The organism is Pseudomonas sp. RIT-PI-q, from assembly GCF_001297125.1.
In the GTDB taxonomy this organism is placed as follows: domain Bacteria; phylum Pseudomonadota; class Gammaproteobacteria; order Pseudomonadales; family Pseudomonadaceae; genus Aquipseudomonas.
This window is the reverse complement of the sequence record NZ_LHPC01000054.1, coordinates 24277-41757: the sequence shown is the minus strand read 5'-3', so window position 1 is coordinate 41757 and position 17481 is coordinate 24277. Positions and strand designations below refer to the sequence as shown.

Below are 17481 nucleotides of genomic sequence, written 5' to 3'. Positions count from 1 at the left end.
ATCAATCAAACAGCCTTCGTAGACTCAACGATCAGCATCTCGCGCCGACTCATGAGTTCGAGTAACGGCGCCAGACCCGTATTGCAATCGAGTTGTTTAGGGTTACCTGAACGCAGTTGAGCGCCACTTCACCGATAAGGACGATCCATGGACGATAGCAAGAAGCCCTCCCCCTCTATTACCTACTTCATCGATGAATCCGGAAATACCGGCGACCTGATTAAGGCGGGCGATAAACTTGAATTTGGAAATCAGCCCTATTTTGGACTTGGTTGCATAGGCGTGACCGACGTGGCTGGGTTTGAGGCAAAGGTTGTTAACCTTAAAAGCAAGCACAACATTAAATCAAACGATCTTAAATCCACAAAAATTTATAAAAACAAGCCAAAATTCATCCTCGATCTTATAAAGTTAATCGCTGATGATGAAATCCCGTTCTTTGTGGAGCTCGTCGAAAAGAAATTTTTTATTGCTACAAACATCAGTTTTTATTTGGTGTGGCCGCCTTACTTCAACATTGACGACCATCAAGCATCAAACAAAATGAGGAATATTTTTGCTCAACTGATTACAAAAAATGCTCCAGTCGAAGTGTTTAACACGTACTTCAAGGCTTGTTTAGAGCCAACAAAAGAAAGTTTGATGTCCGCGTTCCAAGCGCTTCTCGATTTTGGGCAGTCGCAACCAGCAGATCCTATTTACCAGGGTCTCGTTAAGTGTGTAAATGAGTCGATAGACGATTTCGAGCTCATGATTGAGGAAGAAAAGAGCGTTGAGGATGCGGTGAAGCGATTTTTGCCTTTGCCCGACACGGGAAAAAAAGGGAAGGAATACTGGATCCTCCCCAACTATTCTTCCCTCACAAACCTCTACGCCCGTATCAATCATGCTCACGAAGGAAAGATTGCAGATATTCATCTGGTACATGATGAGCAAGCACAGTATGACGAGATATTAGACCTCGCCAAGAAAGCGGCTGAAATGTTACGCAATGCTCGCGAAGTCTCGCCCATTGCAAACTATAATTTTTTTGAACAAGCATCACTGACTTTTGCCAAATCGGAAGATAATATCGGTATCCAGGCTGCTGATGTGCTTATTGGCTTCCTCGTCAGGTACGCGCAAGAGATCCTGTGCGCTAAAACCGAACCTGCCGAGGAGCTAAAAGAAACCTTTAGAATAATGGCGGAAGCGGAAGATTTTGAAAAAGGCTACGGTGTCAATTACGTTTGGTCTCATAACGAGATCGTTTAACCTGACCAAGACAGTCCGCGCATGTACTGGCTGGAGCACTGGCATCGGCAATGGAGTCAACATACTCCGAGCCGTGTGTTCCGGCCCGCTGGCTTCAGGTGCTCACGGCAACGTTTACCGGCTCAATTAGCTGAAGTAACTGATGACAGGGTAAGCCACTCGCCAAACCAGAACCCCCGCCGCCCCCTCTCCCCAGAACCCCGCGAAAATCACAACCCTAGATCGTTTTGCAAACAAAGCTCCGCCAAGTGCTGAGGCACATCGTCATTTTGAGCCCATAAGGCTAGGGCTTCATACGTCAGGGCGTACCAAAGCACGCGCGGGATAATGATATTTTTTCTAAGTGTTCTATCACCATCGATCTGAATAGGCCATCCAAGCGTGTAGCGAAGAGCGTTCAAGGCTTTTCTAGGCAATCGTGTTCTGCCTTTATAATCTGTTATTTGGGAGGCTGGAAAACGAAACCTACCGTAATATTTACATTTTTTCATGCCGGCTCTAATAAGGCCCATGAGCTCCTTTTGCGACCTTTCATGAGAGACAGCCGTCCAAATTTTAAGGATGTCCTCATCGAGAAACTCCTCCCGCACTCCAAGATCAGGAAAGTAACGACGCCTGTGTTTATCCCAGGAGGGGCGATTTCGGATGCCAGCAGTCGTTCAACAAATCCCAACAGGACTGGTGATTGCTTGGATGAGCTGGTGATTGCACTTCGGCTAGATATGAAATTGGGGTGAGTACAGCTTTCATGAGAACTCCCGTTTTTATTTCAGCATAGGGAGTGCGAACTACTAGAGTCAACGACGCTTCTTTTAAGATGTTGCTCACTCCAGCGTTGCTGGAATCGTTGGACTCCTCATACGCCATCACCTAACCTCGGATGCGCCATTCTCAGCTAAACAAGGTGTAATCGATGTCTGTCTATATGGTTACGTGGAATCTGAACAAGGAACGAGGCAATTACGACCAAGCTCGTCGAGCATTCATCGCGCATTTGGAACGCTATCCAAATGTCAAAGACTCGGGGCTGGAGACGGTGCGGTGGGTTGAGAGTAGCGCCACTCCAACCCAGGTCAATGACGATCTTAAGCTTAAACTCGACAACAACGATCGCATCTTCGTCACCAAAGTGAACAAGGGAGAACGCGGAGGTTGGCTTGAAAAGAACGTCTGGGATTGGATCAATGCACGAGTTTAAGGGTGACGCGCACAGGTATAGTCTTGGCAATCGCTAACGTGCCCCCCCTCGCACAAAGGCAGGTGCATGCTTGCTCCTGCCGTTTAGCTTAATATCGTATGGGAACCCTTAGAAGAGGCGCCCGCTTAGCGAGCATCACGTGCAGACCTCCTTGGCCCAGAGTGAGTAGAAACGCTTTTTCAAAAAAGGTTTCTATCAATTGTGAGGGTAGCTACTTAATGGCCAACTGGCAGCGCAGGCGTGCTTGCAGTTGAGGGAGTTTGAATTTTACTGAGTGCTGAAGATGCCGCATCGACAGCATTAGATTTAGCTTTATCCCAAGACGCTTGGTCGGCAAACATCCAGACGAAAATCGCCACGAGCACGGCAGTCCAAAAATTGCCTACGACCCCCGCAACACCGGATGTGTGCCATCGCAAGAAGCCCTTATACGCGGGCTCTTTCGGTAGGGAATCCACGGTCAGCTTATTGATCTGCTCTGCAAGCTGCGACTGGACGGCTTTCAGTTTGACGTCTGCAGCAGCCTGTAGAAATATATTGGCGAGGCTTTCGGCTTCCACCTTATATTTCTTGATTTCGTTAGGCTGGCTTTTTAGCTTGGTGAACTCGGCAATATCAACGCCATTTCTAATGGCTTCGCGCTTTTCGGATTTATAAATTGAGTAGGCAATCATTCCAACGAAATCTTTGCCATTTTTAACCAGTTTCTCGTGCATCTGGTTGTACTGACTACTCATCCTTGAAAATCCTGACGTTATTCTCGAGATTATATTTCTCGCTGGCCTGGTTCATCATTTCATTGATTTTTCTTGACGATACCTTGCCAACAATAGTCCTAGCCATATCGCTTGGGACATATCCCGAAATCACGCGGTCGTTGACCTTTTCGGCCAGAGATTTGCTTCGAATTCCTAAGGTCTTGAGAACGGAGTCAAAAGTCATATGAATGTACCTCCACTCGTTTGTTCTACCTATCATAGCTGCTGCGTTTCCATCCTAAGCTGAACCCTACGCCAAGTCAGCGGAGACTGCTGAACCTTCTGCTGTGACCCACGGCAGGCTTCACGTGCGGTCGGTGCGTATTTGTATGTTTACCAGCATACGATGGGTTATGGCTTTTTGCCAGATACCTGCAAGACGATTGCCCTTTGGCGTTGTCTTCATCCATGAGCCTTAACGATATTGACAGTTTTTGACCGGTATCGTTCGTCGGACATACCGGGACGATGGGTAATGAGCGGGCGCTCATCTCCCTCAAAGCTAGCACCTTTAAACGTTGGCACCTTCACACGTGCAGCGGCTCTGAGCACCCATAAGCCTTAGCTGCAATTGCCCAGGTTGCAGGTTGCAGGTTGCAGGTTCAGTTGATTGGCGCACACCCTTCATCACTGGCAACCGCCCGCCTCAATCATCCCGCCTTCCACCCCCCCTCTAAAACGTGTGAAAACATCACTGCTACGCGATTTACCGTCATGTCGGGGCGCGATGGGGATCTGCGTTAGGTCGAAAGATCGAAAGGTGATCCAGGATGGTAGTGGATTTTTGATTGGAACGTCCCTCAGGGACTGCGTGCAATCGATGCAATCGATCCACCGCTATAGCGAGAGCCTTTAAACGTACCCCACAGCCCTCCTCCTGGCTAACCTCGCTACTGCGCCCCGCCCCTTGATGTGTTCGCCTAGTTTCGACCAGTCAACCTCTGATTATGAATCGTTACCCGCTTCCAGCATTGGCTCAACGCGGCGTATCGTATCCCCCACATTTTAAACAATGGATTGGAGCTGGCTGAATGGAATTTTCCCAAGAAGCAATGTACTCGTTGTTCCAAGGCGCTCTTCGCCCCTTCTTGGACAATGAAGCGTCGAGCATCAGGAGCAACACGTCGGAAAGACATCTCTGCAGTCGTCTGGCGATACAGTTCGAAAAATTGCTTCCTTCCTACAACCTTGGAGCGTACTACGCAGATACTGAGTACAACCGAAAACAGGAGGGGAAGATCAAGACCGTCGTCTTGGGCGACATGCAAGTGATCAAAGTGACCTGTGATCTGATCGTTCATAGTCGTGGTGAGCAGGGACGAGATAATCTGATTGCCATAGAAATGGCCAAGCCAGACAAAACTGCTGAACAGATACACTCGGACAGGCTTCGGCTTATGGCACTCACCAAGAGGAGCTTTGACGACGTCTGGTCATATGACGGCGTCGTTCCCCCCGAGCATGTGTGTGGATACTTGTTGGGGGCGTTCATTATGGTCGACCGAACCAATGCGGTTGTATCGGTTGAGTTCTTCGAAGACGGTGCGTCGACGGTTAATAAGCGAAATTTTGCTTTTTGAATCTGGATTGACCCTATCAACTCGTTCTAGCTCAATCGAGCAGCTGATGTCGGGAGCAATTGAAATGCATGGCCTATGTCGCTGAGGCCGTTATTGGAAGCCTGCCCACAAGGCCGCCATTTAGCCTGTCTCAAGGAAAAATGCGGACTCCTAGCTGGCTCTGCTTTTACAACTGCCATGCTTAAAAGTATTGCAACTGGTGCTGGCTACATCATGGCAAGTCTAGTATCCATGGTTCGGCAAAATCGGCATCTGACATCAGCTGCTGACTGCCCCCACCGAAATCGACAATTTGGATATCGAGACAAACATGTCAACTCACATCAAGCCGGGCCCTAAACCAAAGCGTGACGATGGAAACGAAGACAGAAGACGCCATGTGAACCCTGAAAACAAGCCAAAGCATCCATCGCTACCGATCCATAAACCTGAGAAGTAGCAGGTGTGTTAGATGGGCGGTCAGGGATCAGCGGCTAGGAGTTCTGACCGAACTTGGTGGCAAAAAATAAGGCAGAGGGCACCCGATTCCAAGCTTCGATCAAATCCGCCACTCAAACACATCCGATGCTGTGCCCCTGCAATATGTGGAGCGCGTGTAGAGCGATCCCATGAGGCCGAAGGAATTAGCAGCCCCCTTCTCACTCAGGGTCGGTTGTCGCAGTTCATCGGGTCTTCAAATGGAGAAAATGCATGATTGTAAGCACAGGTCAGCTGAGCGGTGAGTTTCAAGGTTTCAATGACCAAGACACCATTTTCGAATTTACGGGTGGCCGGAAATGGCGTCAGGCGACGTACAAGTATTGCTACTACTACGCGTACATGCCCCATGCCAAGGTTGTCCAGGAGGGCGGACGTTATACGCTTTATGTCACCGGGCTGAATAACAGCGTAGAAGTGCATCCGGCCTGAGGATTCAGATGACCGTTCTTAGGCGTGTCCTCTCCCTCGCTCTGGGTGTATACCGCGCTTCGCTTGAGAGCCCTGCTGGGTTGGAGAACGCCACCTGTGTCTGAATGACTATTAAGCGTACGTTTCATACATAAACCTTTGACCTCCCTTCTCAGCATGAATTGTCCAATCTCGGCACCAATGACTACGTGAAAATCTGGCTGTACCAAGCGAAATCGCCGACCGGGAGACGCTCAATCTCAGCTTGTTTCTGCAAGTCCCTAATGGCTCTTACGCGGATCACGACCGGCTGCACACAACCTCTTTTCGTTCAGGCCACCCTTTCAGAAGGCCTTGTGCTTTCTTTAATTGGCGGTCGCTCCCCATGTTTTGGAATCCAAGGGAATGGGCCAATGCCATGACGATAATTCCCGATGTTTTGTTGATCGACGCCAATGTCGACATCTGCACGTGAATGAGACAAACTCATTTTAATTCCATTAATCACAAGTAGCCCTCATAATCCAATGATCGAAATTCGTCACCTCAAAACCTTTCAAGCCATGCGAGATACCAACAGCCAGGTCGCAACCGCCGCGCGTGTGCACCTGACTCAATCCGCCATCTCTTACCAACTCAAAGAATTGGAGGAGCGGATAGGTCTGACGTTATTCATGCGTAAAACAAACCCCACACGGTTTACGAGCGCTGGCCTGCGCATGCTGAGATTGGCAGACGCCGTATTACCGCTCCTTAAGGAAGCCGAACGTGACTTCGGACGCTTGACCCAAGGAAGCGCTGGCAGATTGCACATGGCCATCGAATGCCACAGCTGTTTTCAATGGCTGATGCCCACCATTGACGAATTTCGTACCTCATGGCCTGAAGTCGAACTGGATCTGGCGTCAGGCTTTTCATTCGATCCTTTCCCAGCCCTGGTAAGAGGTGATTTGGATCTAGTGGTGACCTCTGACCCGCTCGAAATTGCGGGAATCACCTACGTGCCATTGTTCAAGTACGAAACCTTACTCGCCGTAGACAATCATCACGCCCTCGCCACAAAGGCGGTTATAGGCGCCAAGGATCTAGAGTCGCTCACCTTGATCACCTACCCGATCGCAAGAGATCGGCAAGATATCTTTACCCGCTTTCTCGACCCAGCCGACATTGAGCCTGCGCAGATTCGAACGTCTGAATTGACGGTCATGATGATGCAGCTGGTGGCGTCTGGCAGAGGGGTCTGCTGCCTACCGAACTGGGCGATTCATGAATACAGCGCACGCAACTATGTCACCGCGAGACGGCTCGGTGAAAAGGGTCTGTTTGCCACGCTCTACGCCGCTGTGCGTTCGGACATGCTGGAAACGCGCTACATGAGCGATTTTTTGCTCACCGCCAAAGACACCTCTTTTACAACGCTGGAAGGCGTCAGCTCTGTAAGAGGGTGAATATTCTCGATTGAATCGCCAAAAAATAGTCCAACGCAAACTCGCTTCCTGTCGTCGTACAGCCCTTATGGATCATGCTTGAGAAAACCCTAGCTTCCAGCTACGGCTCAACGAACGCGTATTGAAATTCTACCGTCACCTCAGACCCTATAGTTCGACCCACAAGCAGAACAAAACCGAAAGCAGAATACGTTCCGATAACTAATTTTGTATGAATGACGCAAAGATATGGATGAGGTTTATCAAACGAAACTTAATGCCTCTCAGTCTATCGCCACATTGCTTACATCGATCTGTACTGTTTTTGGCAACAAAATAACCATATCAGATTCCTGCTTTGCCTTTTATATCGAAACTATCGGTCGTTATCTGACAATAGTCATTTTTTTGAATGTATGTCATGCACTACCGTTACGCGCAAACATATTCTCAGCTCAGTACGCCATACAATTTGCTTGCGCACCTACAATTATTGGAATGATGTACCCCAGCTCCCTGCCCCACCGACCGGCGGGACATTGTTCGATAAAACTCAAAGTGGATGATACACAGGGACAAGGCCCACGCTTTTGCCAAAGTAATGGCTTGTTTTAATTATTGAATCACAGCATTTTTTCCCGCACTTGAAAGGAAACATTATTTGATGCCGATTAGTCAGTCCGCCCTTTTCAGCGCTGCTGCGAGCCGAACCTCCAAAGCTCATTCTCGCAAGCGTGCTGGTCAGCCCGGTGCCTTTTTGTGTCACAGCAACAAAGACTCGAAACTTGCGTTTGGACTTCAAGAAATGCTCAAGCGCGAAGGTTGGGACATCTACGTTGATTGGCGGGATCCGACAATGCCTGAGACGCCCGATGCTTTAACGACTTCCCGAATTCAAAACGCGATCATTCGGGCGGATTGGTTTCTATTTCTGGCGACTGAGAACTCGATTTTATCTCGTTGGTGCCAATGGGAGATTGGTTACGCTGAAGGGAGAAAGCAGCTCGAAAGAATCGCCATTGTTCCCACGACAGACGAACTCGGTCATTACCATGGCAACGAATATTTGAAGCTGTACAACACGATTGGAAATAAGCCGTCAGGTGGTCTGGCCTTGTATAACATGCTGGGCAAGGGCAATCGGGTAAGTAATCTTTAACGCTGCATCGACGGTGAGAACCCATTTCACCGGATCCAGATTGACAGTGTTCTGGTTCAACGTGATCAACGCGCGTGACGAGCCATAGGACGAGCATAGAAAGAGGATGACCCCGTTAGCTCGCACCCACGAGGCCATCCTCACCCGTCTGACTCTTATCTAAGGACGAACCTATGGCGAGAAAGGTTTTCTTCAGCTTCAAGTACGACGATGTTGAACGTGCCAAGCGCGTAAGAAACAGTAATGCCATCTCGGCCGACACCGCATATGGCTTCATCGAGGCCGCTGACTTTGAAGCATTTGAACGCCAAGGCGATGCGGCAATCGAGGGATGGATCGGTGCTCAGCCCGCGGGCACGACCGTGACTGTCGTACTCATAGGAGCTAATGCTGACCAAAGTAGGTGGGTCAAATATGAGATTGACCAGAGTATTGCTCGCGGCAATGGAATCCTGACCATCGACATCAGCAAGATTGCCACTCTCAATGGCGAGATGACCGACTGCTGCAACGTACGGGTCAGAGGGTACAACCACTATTTGTGGAACATCAACTACGGACACGCCAATCTACGGACGTGGATTGAAAACGCTGCTAAAGCCGCAAACAAAGCCTGAAGAGTTCACCCAATTAAAAGACGCTGATCTGGCGTCTTTCTCCCTCGCATGACTAGGGCGTGTCGGATCTTAGGTTCATGTTGACCATCCTCTGTCTGATATCTACACGGGCTATCACCTCGTTCTTCCATTCACTTCGCCTGCTGCCAGGTCACCTACAACGGGCCTCGCGGCTCACTCCATCCTGCGCGCATGAGCCGCTGAGCTTTGCTACTTGGCAAACGTAGAAGGCTGTCATGGTAACCTCGAACTGCTGCCTGGCCTGCGGTTGATGCTCAGACATCACTGAGGCTCAGCCCTTATAGACATACCCCCAGGAATGAACGTGCCTCTCGAATCAGGATGAGCCATGGATGAGTTGACAGCTGTCGGCAGTAACACCCAAACCCAAACGTGGTTGGGGCAGTTTAATCTGGGAGACCGTGCGCTCGCCAAGAAGCTGCTAGATGCCTTTTACCTGGTCTCACGGGACGACTTTATAGATCACATGCGCACGATGCTCATCAAGGAAGCCCAGAGCATTGATGGCCCTGTCGCGCTGTATGCCGAACGTGAACTCGGACACCGCTACGGGAAACCTCATCGCTTGTTCAAGGAGGTCAAAAGAACTCCTAGACGAGCCTGCGGATCGGCTGGGCCAGCAGCGGTTAAACCGACCAAGTCCTATGACCCCTCCGTCGGAAGTGAAGGAATTGTCGGGCAGATGATTTCAGAGCTTTGCCGTGAGCTCCCCAAAAAATTTCTCAACCATCCGGGGCCTGATCAAATCCGACGCAAAAAAGCGCGAGGTTTCTGGGTCGTGACGGATCTGATCGGCAGTGGGGATCGAGCGCGGCGTTACCTCGAAGCCGCTTGGCTGGTGCGATCCGTGCGCAGCTGGTGGTCAGGCCGTCTGATGAAATTTTCGGTCATGGCCTATTCGGCCACCGAACTCGGCGAGAAATTTGTGTCACGCCATCCCTGCCGCCCGAGGGTTCATTTCGTTCTGCCCTGCCCGACCATCGACACAGCGTTTTCAAAGCCGGTGGCAGAGCAAATGAAAAGACTCTGTACGGCCTATAACCCAACTGAGGAAGAGCCTGGTCGCGTGCCATGGGGATGGAGTGGGCCGAGCTTGGGTTATGGGAGTGCCGGCGCGCTGCTCGTCTTCGCCCATGGTGCGCCGAACAATGTCCCGTTGATGTTCCACAAGGCGTCCAAAAACAAAAGGAATCCTTGGATACCGCTGTTCCCGGCCAGGGTTTCTGCCGGCATTAGCAAAGACGAATTCGGGGTTGGTCTGACTACGGAAAAAATCAACGCACGCCTGAATAAAATCGGTCAGCACACTCTCGCCAAATCGAATGCGGTCATGAAATCAGATATACCGACCGGGCAGATATTTCTTCTTCTGGGTGCCCTATCACGTCCGCCACGCCTCAATGACAGGGCGCTCTCAGGGAGAACGGGTCTGCCAACGCACGAGCTGGCGGAACTACTGCGGATGATGACATCACATGGGTGGATAGACTCGCAACGACGGGTGACTGATCAGGGCGCCGGCCAACTTGCACATGCAAAAAAACAGCTTCAGCTCGCTTCAAATGCAATGACTGTTGGCAATCATGAGCAGCAACCGTACTATCCCACCTCGTTGAGGCGACCAATCTAGATTCTAGCGTCGGCGTGCATTCCTGGAATGTTGCCGCCAAGATGAGTCAGGCTTTACGACTCATCTACCGGGCGCAGATTACTGCAGCTCCATGTCCTATCCCCTGCTTACGGCTAAGCGCTCTCGCCACAGTCACGTGGCGTAGCCTTCGGCCTGCGGCGGGAGCACTCACCCTGCGGGTGTCAAAGTAGATGAAGGATTGGAAGCCTCAACACTATCGTCGTTCCCCGGGAGCCAGTGCCGTACCGGCACCCGTGATTGCAGCGGCAATCGCAACGGGCGAAAAAACCGTCGCAGTACACCCCTCCCTTCCTCCGATATTGACCTTAAAGCACCTGGCTTATCTGACTCAAGTGCCCTACCCGCACCTGCGTGATTACGTCACGCGAGAGGTAGACGCCTACAAGATTTTCCGTGTTCGCAAGCGGGCGCGGCGCGGTCAGCCCACCTCATTTCGAGTGATCTGTGTGCCACCGAAAAGCCTTGCCGTAGCTCAGCAATGGATTGCCAAGTACGTCTTAGCGAGAGGGGTGACCCATAATGCGAGCACGGCATTTGCACCAGACTGCCGCCTTGTCGTTGCTGCTGCACCCCATTGCGCCAGTCGCTGGCTTATCAAGGTTGACGTGCAGCGCTTCTTCGAATCGATATCAGAAGTCGATTGCTACCGAGTATTTCGCAGCCTTGGCTACCAACCCTTGGTGTCATTGGAGCTGGCCCGAATCTGTACTCGTATCGGGCCATTTAATGGCTTGCGCCGTAATAAGCGATGGTTCCGCAAGGCGCCCCTTGAGACGTCGAAAATCAAGTCCTATGCCATACGAAGGCTTGGACACCTCCCTCAAGGGGCTGCGACAAGCCCTATGCTGGCAAACCTCGCCATGAGAGAAGCGGACGTTTTATTAACTGCGCTGGCTGAGCGCTACGGCCTGACTTACACGCGGTATGCTGACGACCTGACGTTCTCCACTGCGGCGCGCGAGTTTCAACGAGCGGATGCCCGTAAAGCCATCTACGAAATCTATGGCGTATTGAGGCAATTCGGCCTCGCTCCCAACCTGACCAAAACCGCGATAGTCTCACCCAGAAGCAGAAAGATCGTTCTAGGTCTTCAGGTTGATCAGGATGAGCCGAAGCTTACCCGCGCTTTCAAAATGAAAATGCGCATGCATCTGCATTATCTAGAGCACGAAGATGTCGGCCCTTTGAAGCACGCTGAGCGTCGAGGTTTTTCAGCGGTTGCGGGTATGCGCAATCATCTGATGGGACTCGCTGCTTACGCCATTCAGATCGAGCCTGCCTACGGTAAAGACATCAAGGCGAGATTTGAGCGCATAGCATGGCCAGTGCTGTACTGAGTTGATCTTGGCCTCAAGTGCGAAGGCTCAACACTTTTTGACTTCGTTTACACTTCGAACCTAATCGCAACCCCTACCTTCAGTGCTGAGCTGCCCGTCCGAAAATCTACAGAGGTGCCATAGATCGCCATGGAAGCTCTGGCAATCTTTAAGTCTTCAAGTAAGGACAGACGCATCAGAGATGAGCGCGGTGACGATATCTTTCCGCTTCTAAAATGTCTCAACTGAAGGTCGTAGATCCAGCTCATGCGTCCAGGCACTCGGGTGTTGCGTATGCAAATGCCAGATTGTTTCGGCAACCGCATCGACTTGGAGAATTGATGCCGGGCCGGCGTTAGCGAAGTGCTCGCGTTCGGCTTCTGATAGTCGCTGACCTTCAATGGCGCCGTCTAAAATGACATTCGATACATGGATTCCGAGCGGCCCGAATTCGCGAGCCATGCTTTGTACGACCATCCGAAGGCCACCCTTAGCGGCCGCATAGTGTGCATAGCCGTCTTTGCCACGAAGGCTTCCTGTGGCGCCAGTGAAAATCACTGTGCCTCGTCCTAACGTCACCATATGCTGCATGGCTTCGCGGCCGATAAGGAATCCTGCATAGCAAACGGATTTCCACATACGCTCGAACCGCGCTGCAGTCAGTTCGAGAAAAGGAATGCGGGCGCTGTTCCCTGCGTGAAACACGACAGCGGAGACTGGCGCGCGTCCATTCCCATGAGTCATCGCGTAAGTAAATAAAGACGCAACTGCCTTTTCGTCGCAGCTATCGAGACAGACCGCCTCCGCGCTGCCTCCATCTTTGTGAATGGCATCGGCTGCATTTTGAGCGTTGTCGATAAGACGAGCGGCGGCGATCACATGAAAGCCTTGCGCAGCGAAACGACGACAGCACGCCGCGCCCAAGGTGTGGTAGGCGCCTACGCCGATAACCAAGGCGCTCGGTTTTTCTTCAGTGACTTCAGGGTTCATATCGACTTCCCAGCAAACACGGTTGAACATGATTGATCTTAGGTCAAGCGAATGCTGCATAAGTGCAATGGCCACGCTCAGCCCATCGCGGGTTTAATCTCGAGACCGCAAGGCCTCAGCTTACACCGCTGATGTGGGATAGGTATCCTCGGGGATCACCTCTCCCGGGTGTGGACTTTACATACAGGTGTAATCTCTGCGGGCTTGAGCCAATGCTTTTATGTGATTGATCAGGAGCAGATCACACAGCCCTCATTCTGCGCCAATCGACACACTGCGAATCTGCTTACACGAGCCTCTAAACAGCCGCTGCCCATCCGTGCTGCGTTGCCCGTCGACGGCCTCCCCAGATATCAAGGAGACGAACCATGGAAACCCAAGGCCCTCACGAAGAAGAGAGTAAAGAGAGAACCATCCTTTTTCAGATGCCGGAGTCATTTCGTCAGTCCTTGATTGAAGAAAACCGTTTCTACCTTGAACAAGCAAAAAAGAAGCTCCTTTCACAGTTCGACAATATGGAGCAGGAGGCGGATCAAGCGGGTGAACGCTGGCTAGAAAGCCGCTCGGCTTATTTCGATCATGACCGCCATGATCCAAACGATTTTCTTGAAAAAGCGTACGACGAAAGCATTGAATATTATCGACTGCTGAGTGAGGTGAGGGATCAGACACGCCTGAGCCTCCTCGCTGGGATGTTCCACGAATGGGATAAAAAACTGCGTGGCTGGTTGGTAAAAGAGATCGGATACTGGCACCCGGGAGAACACATCACACAGAAGGTTTGGTCAGTTAGCTTTGACGATATAGGAGCCTTCCTGGACTGCATGAGCCTGGCCAGCCAAAGCTCAAGCTATCTGAAAAGACTGAGCGCGTTTCGATACGTGATCAACGTTTACAAGCACGGCGATGGTCTGTCTTTTGCTGCCCTGAAAGCAAACCATCAGGAGTTCCTGCGAAACGCTCTTTCAGAGTACATTCCTATGAACATCGATTGGTTAGATCACACCGATCTCGTGGTGTCCGACGAGCATTTAGATGAGCTTTCGCTGGCCATCACCGTTTTCTGGGAATCCATACCGAAGGATGTCTATGATGACTCGATTACCACGATCCCCCCGTGGTTTGCGAAAGCACAGGCCAAGGACAACAAGGACGCTTAGTGTGAATTTTCCTCTTTGGCTCACACTGCGATAAAAACAATACTGAGCATTTCTGAGAGGATTCATTTTTGAATTTGCGTGAGCGTGTCGCCCTGCTGCTGTTCCATCAATCGCTGCCTGCCACAACGGTAGAAGACGTCGTTCATCTGCAGCGCACTAACAGCGTAGTACCGGCTGAAATTTTGGCTGCTGCTGGCGACCTACTCGTGCAGCATGGATTGATTACGGATCGTTTTGGTGATGGCGGGTTGGTTCTACGAGCACGTGCGCTCGATGAGCTGCTCCAAGCATTGCTGGAGTAAAACATTGAACCCAGGGATGATTACCGCTGGGCACGTTTGAACGCGACCAGCGCCTCAAGTGCGCTTGTAAGACTCATGCCCTCGCGCTCTCTCTGGACGATAAAATCCGCATCAAAGGTTGCTGGGTCATCAGCAGCAAAATCCGGATAACCCGCCTCTGCAGATCGGCGTGCGTTATCAATCACTGATTGCAGTGCCGACTGCTCCACCAGAGATCGCCCTGACTTTTTCATTCACTAGACTCCATCAAAATAAACGTCTACCACTGCCATCATTACCAGGGTGTCCGCATCAGATTTGCAAGGTGCTTTGATCTCCGTTTTTTCCTATGATGCGGGCTAAGAAAAGTATCGCTCTGTTTGCACTGCCTAGGGAACCGGAGATCGCTCCCTATTCTTGCAAGAGTCTGATGCTCCGAGCCCCCTGAGGAACTACCAGCGCTCGCTTTCCATGACGGAGATTGGTTTTGGGTAATCGAATCGCACCATTCAACTCACAAGACCTTGAAGCGGCATGTCACGTCCTGGCGGATACGGAACGAGGCTTGAGCGGCACGCAGATCGGGAGTCTTTTGCAAATCATACGGGTTCCTGACATAGACCCTACGAACACCAAGTGGAAACGTCTTTTCAATGCATTAGCGTCCATGCAGAACCAGCACGGGGCTGGCAACCATCTTATCCTGTTCATCAACAGCGCGATGAATCCAGTCAGTTATGCCCGAGACCGAGCGGCATTCATCTGGCGTCGGGACGAGCTCAATGTTGTTCTGGCGTTCGCTGGTTTTTACGTACGCGAAGATGGGAAAGTTGGCCACGCAGACAAAGCAACCACTCTGGACGTCGCTCGCGCACGAGTAGGACGATTAAGGGCTGCGCTGGAAGCCCGCGCTGTGCATGAGGAGGTTCTGAACTACTGTCGCGCCGAGCTCCTAAGCGATAACTACTTCCACGCCGTTTTTGAGGCCACTAAGGGTATTGCTGAAAGGATCCGGAGCTTGTCAGGCTTGAACGGAGACGGTGCCGATTTGGTGACGAAGGCATTCCTTGGTCAAAGCCCGGTACTTGCGTTGGGGCCGCTGACTTCTGAATCTGAGAAGAGCGAACAGAAGGGATTTGCCAACTTGCTGATCGGTCTATTCGGAGCTGTACGTAATCCACTTGCTCACGCTCCGAAGGTAAACTGGTCAATGTCCAAACAGGACGCTTTAGATATTCTTACGATGGTGTCACTGCTGCATCGCAAGCTCAATCGCGTTCAAAAAATGCCCTTGTGAGTGTCAGGGTTGTTGGTGCATACCGAGTCAAGCGCCGCCGCAGTGGACGGTGAGCAGCCGCCAGTTCGGGAGCAAAGTAAAAAGGAAAATCAGAGGGGATTTATGGGTGACATAGGAGCAGGTGGTGAGCATTTTTTTATGGGTTTCTGTTCCGTCGATGGCGTGACGGCAAACAAAAGCAATGCTGACAAACATGGATGGGACGTCTTCATCGAGGTCGAACAGCAAACGAGTGAACTGACACAACTGACGCTCCATGAGCCCATCATCGCAGGAAAAGTCCAGGTAAAGTCCACCCGTACCACGTCATTAAAAGTAGATGTCACCCTGTCCAACCTGCGGAAAATGGCCACCAGCCCGCTTCCCTCGTTCTATGTCCTGATGGACTTTTCACAAGGTTTTTACTCCCCAAGGGCATTCATACGTCACGTGGATGAAGCCCTGATCCGAGAAATTCTGGAAAGGGTGAATGCTCACATCATTGCTGGTAAAGCAGAAAGGCTGCACAAGCTCACACTGCGCATCGACTTCGGGCTAGGCCGCGAAATGAAGCTCAGCGAACCCAGCACCTTCAAGACAGCAGTCCTTCGAGCCGTCGGACGCTCACCGGCTGAATACACCGATAAGAAACTGATGTTTCTAAAAACTGTTGGCTTTGAGGATGGCGGCCACACCTTGCATTTCCAACTTGAAGGCATGGAAAACCTAACCGCCATGGTGAACGCCACCCTAGGTATGGGCGGATCTGTTGCTTTGCAGAATATGCAATTTTCCACCAGGCGATTTGGGCATGAAGACCCGAGTAGCCGCCGAGAATCATCGACTGGCTCAATGGAGATAATGCCGGTCACGCCCGCTGCAAAGGGCACCCTGACCTTCCGAGAATTGTCGACTGGCGCGAGCGCGCAGGTGGATGCTTGCGCCTATTTCAGCCCAATGCATGAATGCCTCCCCCAGCATCTCAAAAAAATCCGCTTCGATTGCGGCACCTTTGACTGGGTCATGAATGACGATGGTACGAGCGCCCAATTCACAGCGACGCTTGATCCGGACTTACCGGTGAATATCGAGGAGCTCGCCCATTTCTTTCAAGTCGTTTGCTTGATGCATGCTCCGAAAAATCTTTCGATAGACATGGACTTCCAAGGCCAACAGAGCACAGTAGTCGTCAAAAACGGCATCGGCCTTCCAGACTACTCACAGGCACTCGAAACCGCTGACATGTTGCTCAAGATGAAAAGCTTTTTCGCGGATCGAGGGAACCTGGTTATCTCTGCGACAGAACTCATGCGCAATGATCGAAATATCAGAGGCCTCTCTGCTCTTTTGAACCGCGAGGCTGGCGCAAATATCACTTTCAGGCACGAGGCAGACGAGCCATTCGAAGCAGCGTGCTTGACGCCGCTTACCCTACTGATCGCCGGGAAATGTTACCTGGTAGTCCTTGCCATGTTCGGGGATATGAGCCGGATAGAACGCGGGCGATACAGCGTTGCTACAACCGGTTTCGATGTCCTCTACAAAACTGTGTTCCGCGAGGAAGATCTAACTGGGGAGAAGGTTTTTCGTCAACTTGAGCCGCTCATTACCGGCTACAAGCATGCCCTACCCATCGTGAATTTAGTCCCGGCGATGCTAAATCGCAGTCTGGATCGTTGAGCGTGATTGGTGCATGATCACTGACAGCAGCGAGATAACAAGGGTTACCTCCATCAGAGAAACGGTTACATCGTATGAAAAGTCCTGGAGCACGAGGCCTCAGGGCTGGCGATCCACCGCGACCGATGTTAGCCAGTAACTGAGGTATGGGGCGGCTCGCCAGGGCACGTGAACTCAGATGCCTGCTGACGATTTTGATTTTTTCTATTCCCCCTTTGAGTTAAG

The 17481-nt window shown here is 51.2% G+C and carries 17 protein-coding genes and 1 pseudogene; 13 read left to right on the top strand and 5 right to left on the bottom strand.

Going from position 1 to position 17481, the window contains the following annotated elements; genetic code table 11:
- The first annotated feature begins 147 nt into the window (after positions 1-147).
- Positions 148-1254: a DUF3800 domain-containing protein gene (locus AEQ67_RS28425; protein WP_059407085.1), complete on the top strand. Its 1107-nt coding sequence runs from the start codon at positions 148-150 to the stop codon at positions 1252-1254.
- 913 nt (positions 1255-2167) lie between these two features.
- Positions 2168-2452: a hypothetical protein gene (locus AEQ67_RS28415; RefSeq protein ID WP_059407083.1), complete on the top strand. Its 285-nt coding sequence runs from the start codon at positions 2168-2170 to the stop codon at positions 2450-2452.
- 215 nt (positions 2453-2667) lie between these two features.
- On the opposite strand, the gene AEQ67_RS28410 is transcribed toward AEQ67_RS28415, so the two are convergent.
- Positions 2668-3189 carry a hypothetical protein gene (locus tag AEQ67_RS28410; protein WP_059407082.1) on the bottom strand — a complete coding sequence of 174 codons (522 nt, stop codon included), beginning with the start codon at positions 3187-3189 and terminating at the stop codon, positions 2668-2670.
- On the bottom strand, positions 3182-3394 hold the full coding sequence (locus AEQ67_RS28405; protein WP_152974920.1) for a hypothetical protein: 213 nt from the start codon (positions 3392-3394) through the stop codon (positions 3182-3184). The genes AEQ67_RS28410 and AEQ67_RS28405 overlap by 8 nt, the downstream gene beginning before the upstream one ends.
- Before the next feature lie 847 nt (positions 3395-4241).
- Here AEQ67_RS28405 and AEQ67_RS28400 point away from each other — a divergent pair.
- Both AEQ67_RS28400 and AEQ67_RS28395 read left to right on the top strand, forming a co-directional pair.
- Positions 4242-4790, top strand: coding sequence for a hypothetical protein (locus tag AEQ67_RS28400; RefSeq protein ID WP_059407080.1), 549 nt, complete (start codon positions 4242-4244; stop codon positions 4788-4790).
- Between the two features lie 690 nt (positions 4791-5480).
- Complete coding sequence (locus AEQ67_RS28395) at positions 5481-5699, top strand: hypothetical protein (protein WP_059407079.1); 219 nt, start codon at positions 5481-5483, stop codon at positions 5697-5699.
- A gap of 187 nt (positions 5700-5886) precedes the next feature.
- On the opposite strand, the pseudogene AEQ67_RS36430 reads toward AEQ67_RS28395, so the two are convergent.
- Positions 5887-6098 (bottom strand): annotated as a pseudogene (locus AEQ67_RS36430) (hypothetical protein); the annotation flags it as partial.
- Between the two features lie 107 nt (positions 6099-6205).
- Here AEQ67_RS36430 and AEQ67_RS28390 point away from each other — a divergent pair.
- From AEQ67_RS28390 to AEQ67_RS34370, 5 genes are all read left to right on the top strand, one after another.
- Positions 6206-7126 (top strand): LysR family transcriptional regulator, encoded by a 921-nt coding sequence (locus AEQ67_RS28390; protein WP_059407078.1) that lies wholly within the window; start codon positions 6206-6208, stop codon positions 7124-7126.
- A gap of 643 nt (positions 7127-7769) precedes the next feature.
- Positions 7770-8264 carry a toll/interleukin-1 receptor domain-containing protein gene (locus tag AEQ67_RS28385; protein WP_059407077.1) on the top strand — a complete coding sequence of 165 codons (495 nt, stop codon included), beginning with the start codon at positions 7770-7772 and terminating at the stop codon, positions 8262-8264.
- A gap of 173 nt (positions 8265-8437) precedes the next feature.
- On the top strand, positions 8438-8881 hold the full coding sequence (locus AEQ67_RS28380; RefSeq protein WP_059407076.1) for a TIR domain-containing protein: 444 nt from the start codon (positions 8438-8440) through the stop codon (positions 8879-8881).
- A gap of 349 nt (positions 8882-9230) precedes the next feature.
- Positions 9231-10532 (top strand): phosphoribosyltransferase-like protein, encoded by a 1302-nt coding sequence (locus AEQ67_RS28375; RefSeq protein WP_059407075.1) that lies wholly within the window; start codon positions 9231-9233, stop codon positions 10530-10532.
- A 191-nt stretch (positions 10533-10723) separates the two neighbouring features.
- Complete coding sequence (locus AEQ67_RS34370) at positions 10724-11890, top strand: reverse transcriptase family protein (RefSeq protein ID WP_059407074.1); 1167 nt, start codon at positions 10724-10726, stop codon at positions 11888-11890.
- Between the two features lie 210 nt (positions 11891-12100).
- Here the strand turns inward: AEQ67_RS34370 and AEQ67_RS28365 are convergent, their stop codons facing one another.
- A complete protein-coding gene (locus AEQ67_RS28365) occupies positions 12101-12889 on the bottom strand; it encodes an SDR family NAD(P)-dependent oxidoreductase (RefSeq protein WP_236710413.1) in 789 nt (262 codons plus the stop codon).
- Positions 12890-13227: 338 nt separating this feature from the next.
- Here AEQ67_RS28365 and AEQ67_RS28360 point away from each other — a divergent pair, with 338 nt between their 5' ends.
- Both AEQ67_RS28360 and AEQ67_RS28355 read left to right on the top strand, forming a co-directional pair.
- The gene (locus AEQ67_RS28360) at positions 13228-14019 is read left to right on the top strand and encodes a hypothetical protein (RefSeq protein ID WP_059407072.1); all 792 of its coding nucleotides are present in this window, start codon (positions 13228-13230) and stop codon (positions 14017-14019) included.
- A gap of 68 nt (positions 14020-14087) precedes the next feature.
- Complete coding sequence (locus AEQ67_RS28355) at positions 14088-14321, top strand: hypothetical protein (protein ID WP_059407071.1); 234 nt, start codon at positions 14088-14090, stop codon at positions 14319-14321.
- A 20-nt stretch (positions 14322-14341) separates the two neighbouring features.
- Here AEQ67_RS28355 and AEQ67_RS28350 read toward each other — a convergent pair whose 3' ends face one another.
- On the bottom strand, positions 14342-14554 hold the full coding sequence (locus tag AEQ67_RS28350) for a hypothetical protein (RefSeq protein ID WP_059407070.1): 213 nt from the start codon (positions 14552-14554) through the stop codon (positions 14342-14344).
- 233 nt (positions 14555-14787) lie between these two features.
- On the opposite strand from AEQ67_RS28350, the gene AEQ67_RS28345 reads away from it, so the two are divergent.
- Complete coding sequence (locus AEQ67_RS28345; RefSeq protein WP_059407069.1) at positions 14788-15597, top strand: TIGR02391 family protein; 810 nt, start codon at positions 14788-14790, stop codon at positions 15595-15597.
- A gap of 9 nt (positions 15598-15606) precedes the next feature.
- On the top strand, positions 15607-17256 hold the full coding sequence (locus AEQ67_RS28340) for a hypothetical protein (RefSeq protein WP_152974919.1): 1650 nt from the start codon (positions 15607-15609) through the stop codon (positions 17254-17256).
- Positions 17257-17481: the final 225 nt, after the last annotated feature.

Coding starts and splice junctions, on each gene's coding strand:
- AEQ67_RS28375 (WP_059407075.1), top strand. CDS start 9,231: ATGGATGAGTTGACAGCTGTCGGCAGTAACACCCAAACCCAAACGTGG.
- AEQ67_RS28405 (WP_152974920.1), bottom strand. CDS start 3,394: ATGACTTTTGACTCCGTTCTCAAGACCTTAGGAATTCGAAGCAAATCT.
- AEQ67_RS28350 (WP_059407070.1), bottom strand. CDS start 14,554: ATGAAAAAGTCAGGGCGATCTCTGGTGGAGCAGTCGGCACTGCAATCA.
- AEQ67_RS28395 (WP_059407079.1), top strand. CDS start 5,481: ATGATTGTAAGCACAGGTCAGCTGAGCGGTGAGTTTCAAGGTTTCAAT.
- AEQ67_RS28390 (WP_059407078.1), top strand. CDS start 6,206: ATGATCGAAATTCGTCACCTCAAAACCTTTCAAGCCATGCGAGATACC.
- AEQ67_RS28380 (WP_059407076.1), top strand. CDS start 8,438: ATGGCGAGAAAGGTTTTCTTCAGCTTCAAGTACGACGATGTTGAACGT.
- AEQ67_RS28425 (WP_059407085.1), top strand. CDS start 148: ATGGACGATAGCAAGAAGCCCTCCCCCTCTATTACCTACTTCATCGAT.
- AEQ67_RS28385 (WP_059407077.1), top strand. CDS start 7,770: ATGCCGATTAGTCAGTCCGCCCTTTTCAGCGCTGCTGCGAGCCGAACC.
- AEQ67_RS28360 (WP_059407072.1), top strand. CDS start 13,228: ATGGAAACCCAAGGCCCTCACGAAGAAGAGAGTAAAGAGAGAACCATC.
- AEQ67_RS28410 (WP_059407082.1), bottom strand. CDS start 3,189: ATGAGTAGTCAGTACAACCAGATGCACGAGAAACTGGTTAAAAATGGC.
- AEQ67_RS28365 (WP_236710413.1), bottom strand. CDS start 12,889: ATGTTCAACCGTGTTTGCTGGGAAGTCGATATGAACCCTGAAGTCACT.
- AEQ67_RS28415 (WP_059407083.1), top strand. CDS start 2,168: ATGTCTGTCTATATGGTTACGTGGAATCTGAACAAGGAACGAGGCAAT.
- AEQ67_RS28400 (WP_059407080.1), top strand. CDS start 4,242: ATGGAATTTTCCCAAGAAGCAATGTACTCGTTGTTCCAAGGCGCTCTT.
- AEQ67_RS34370 (WP_059407074.1), top strand. CDS start 10,724: ATGAAGGATTGGAAGCCTCAACACTATCGTCGTTCCCCGGGAGCCAGT.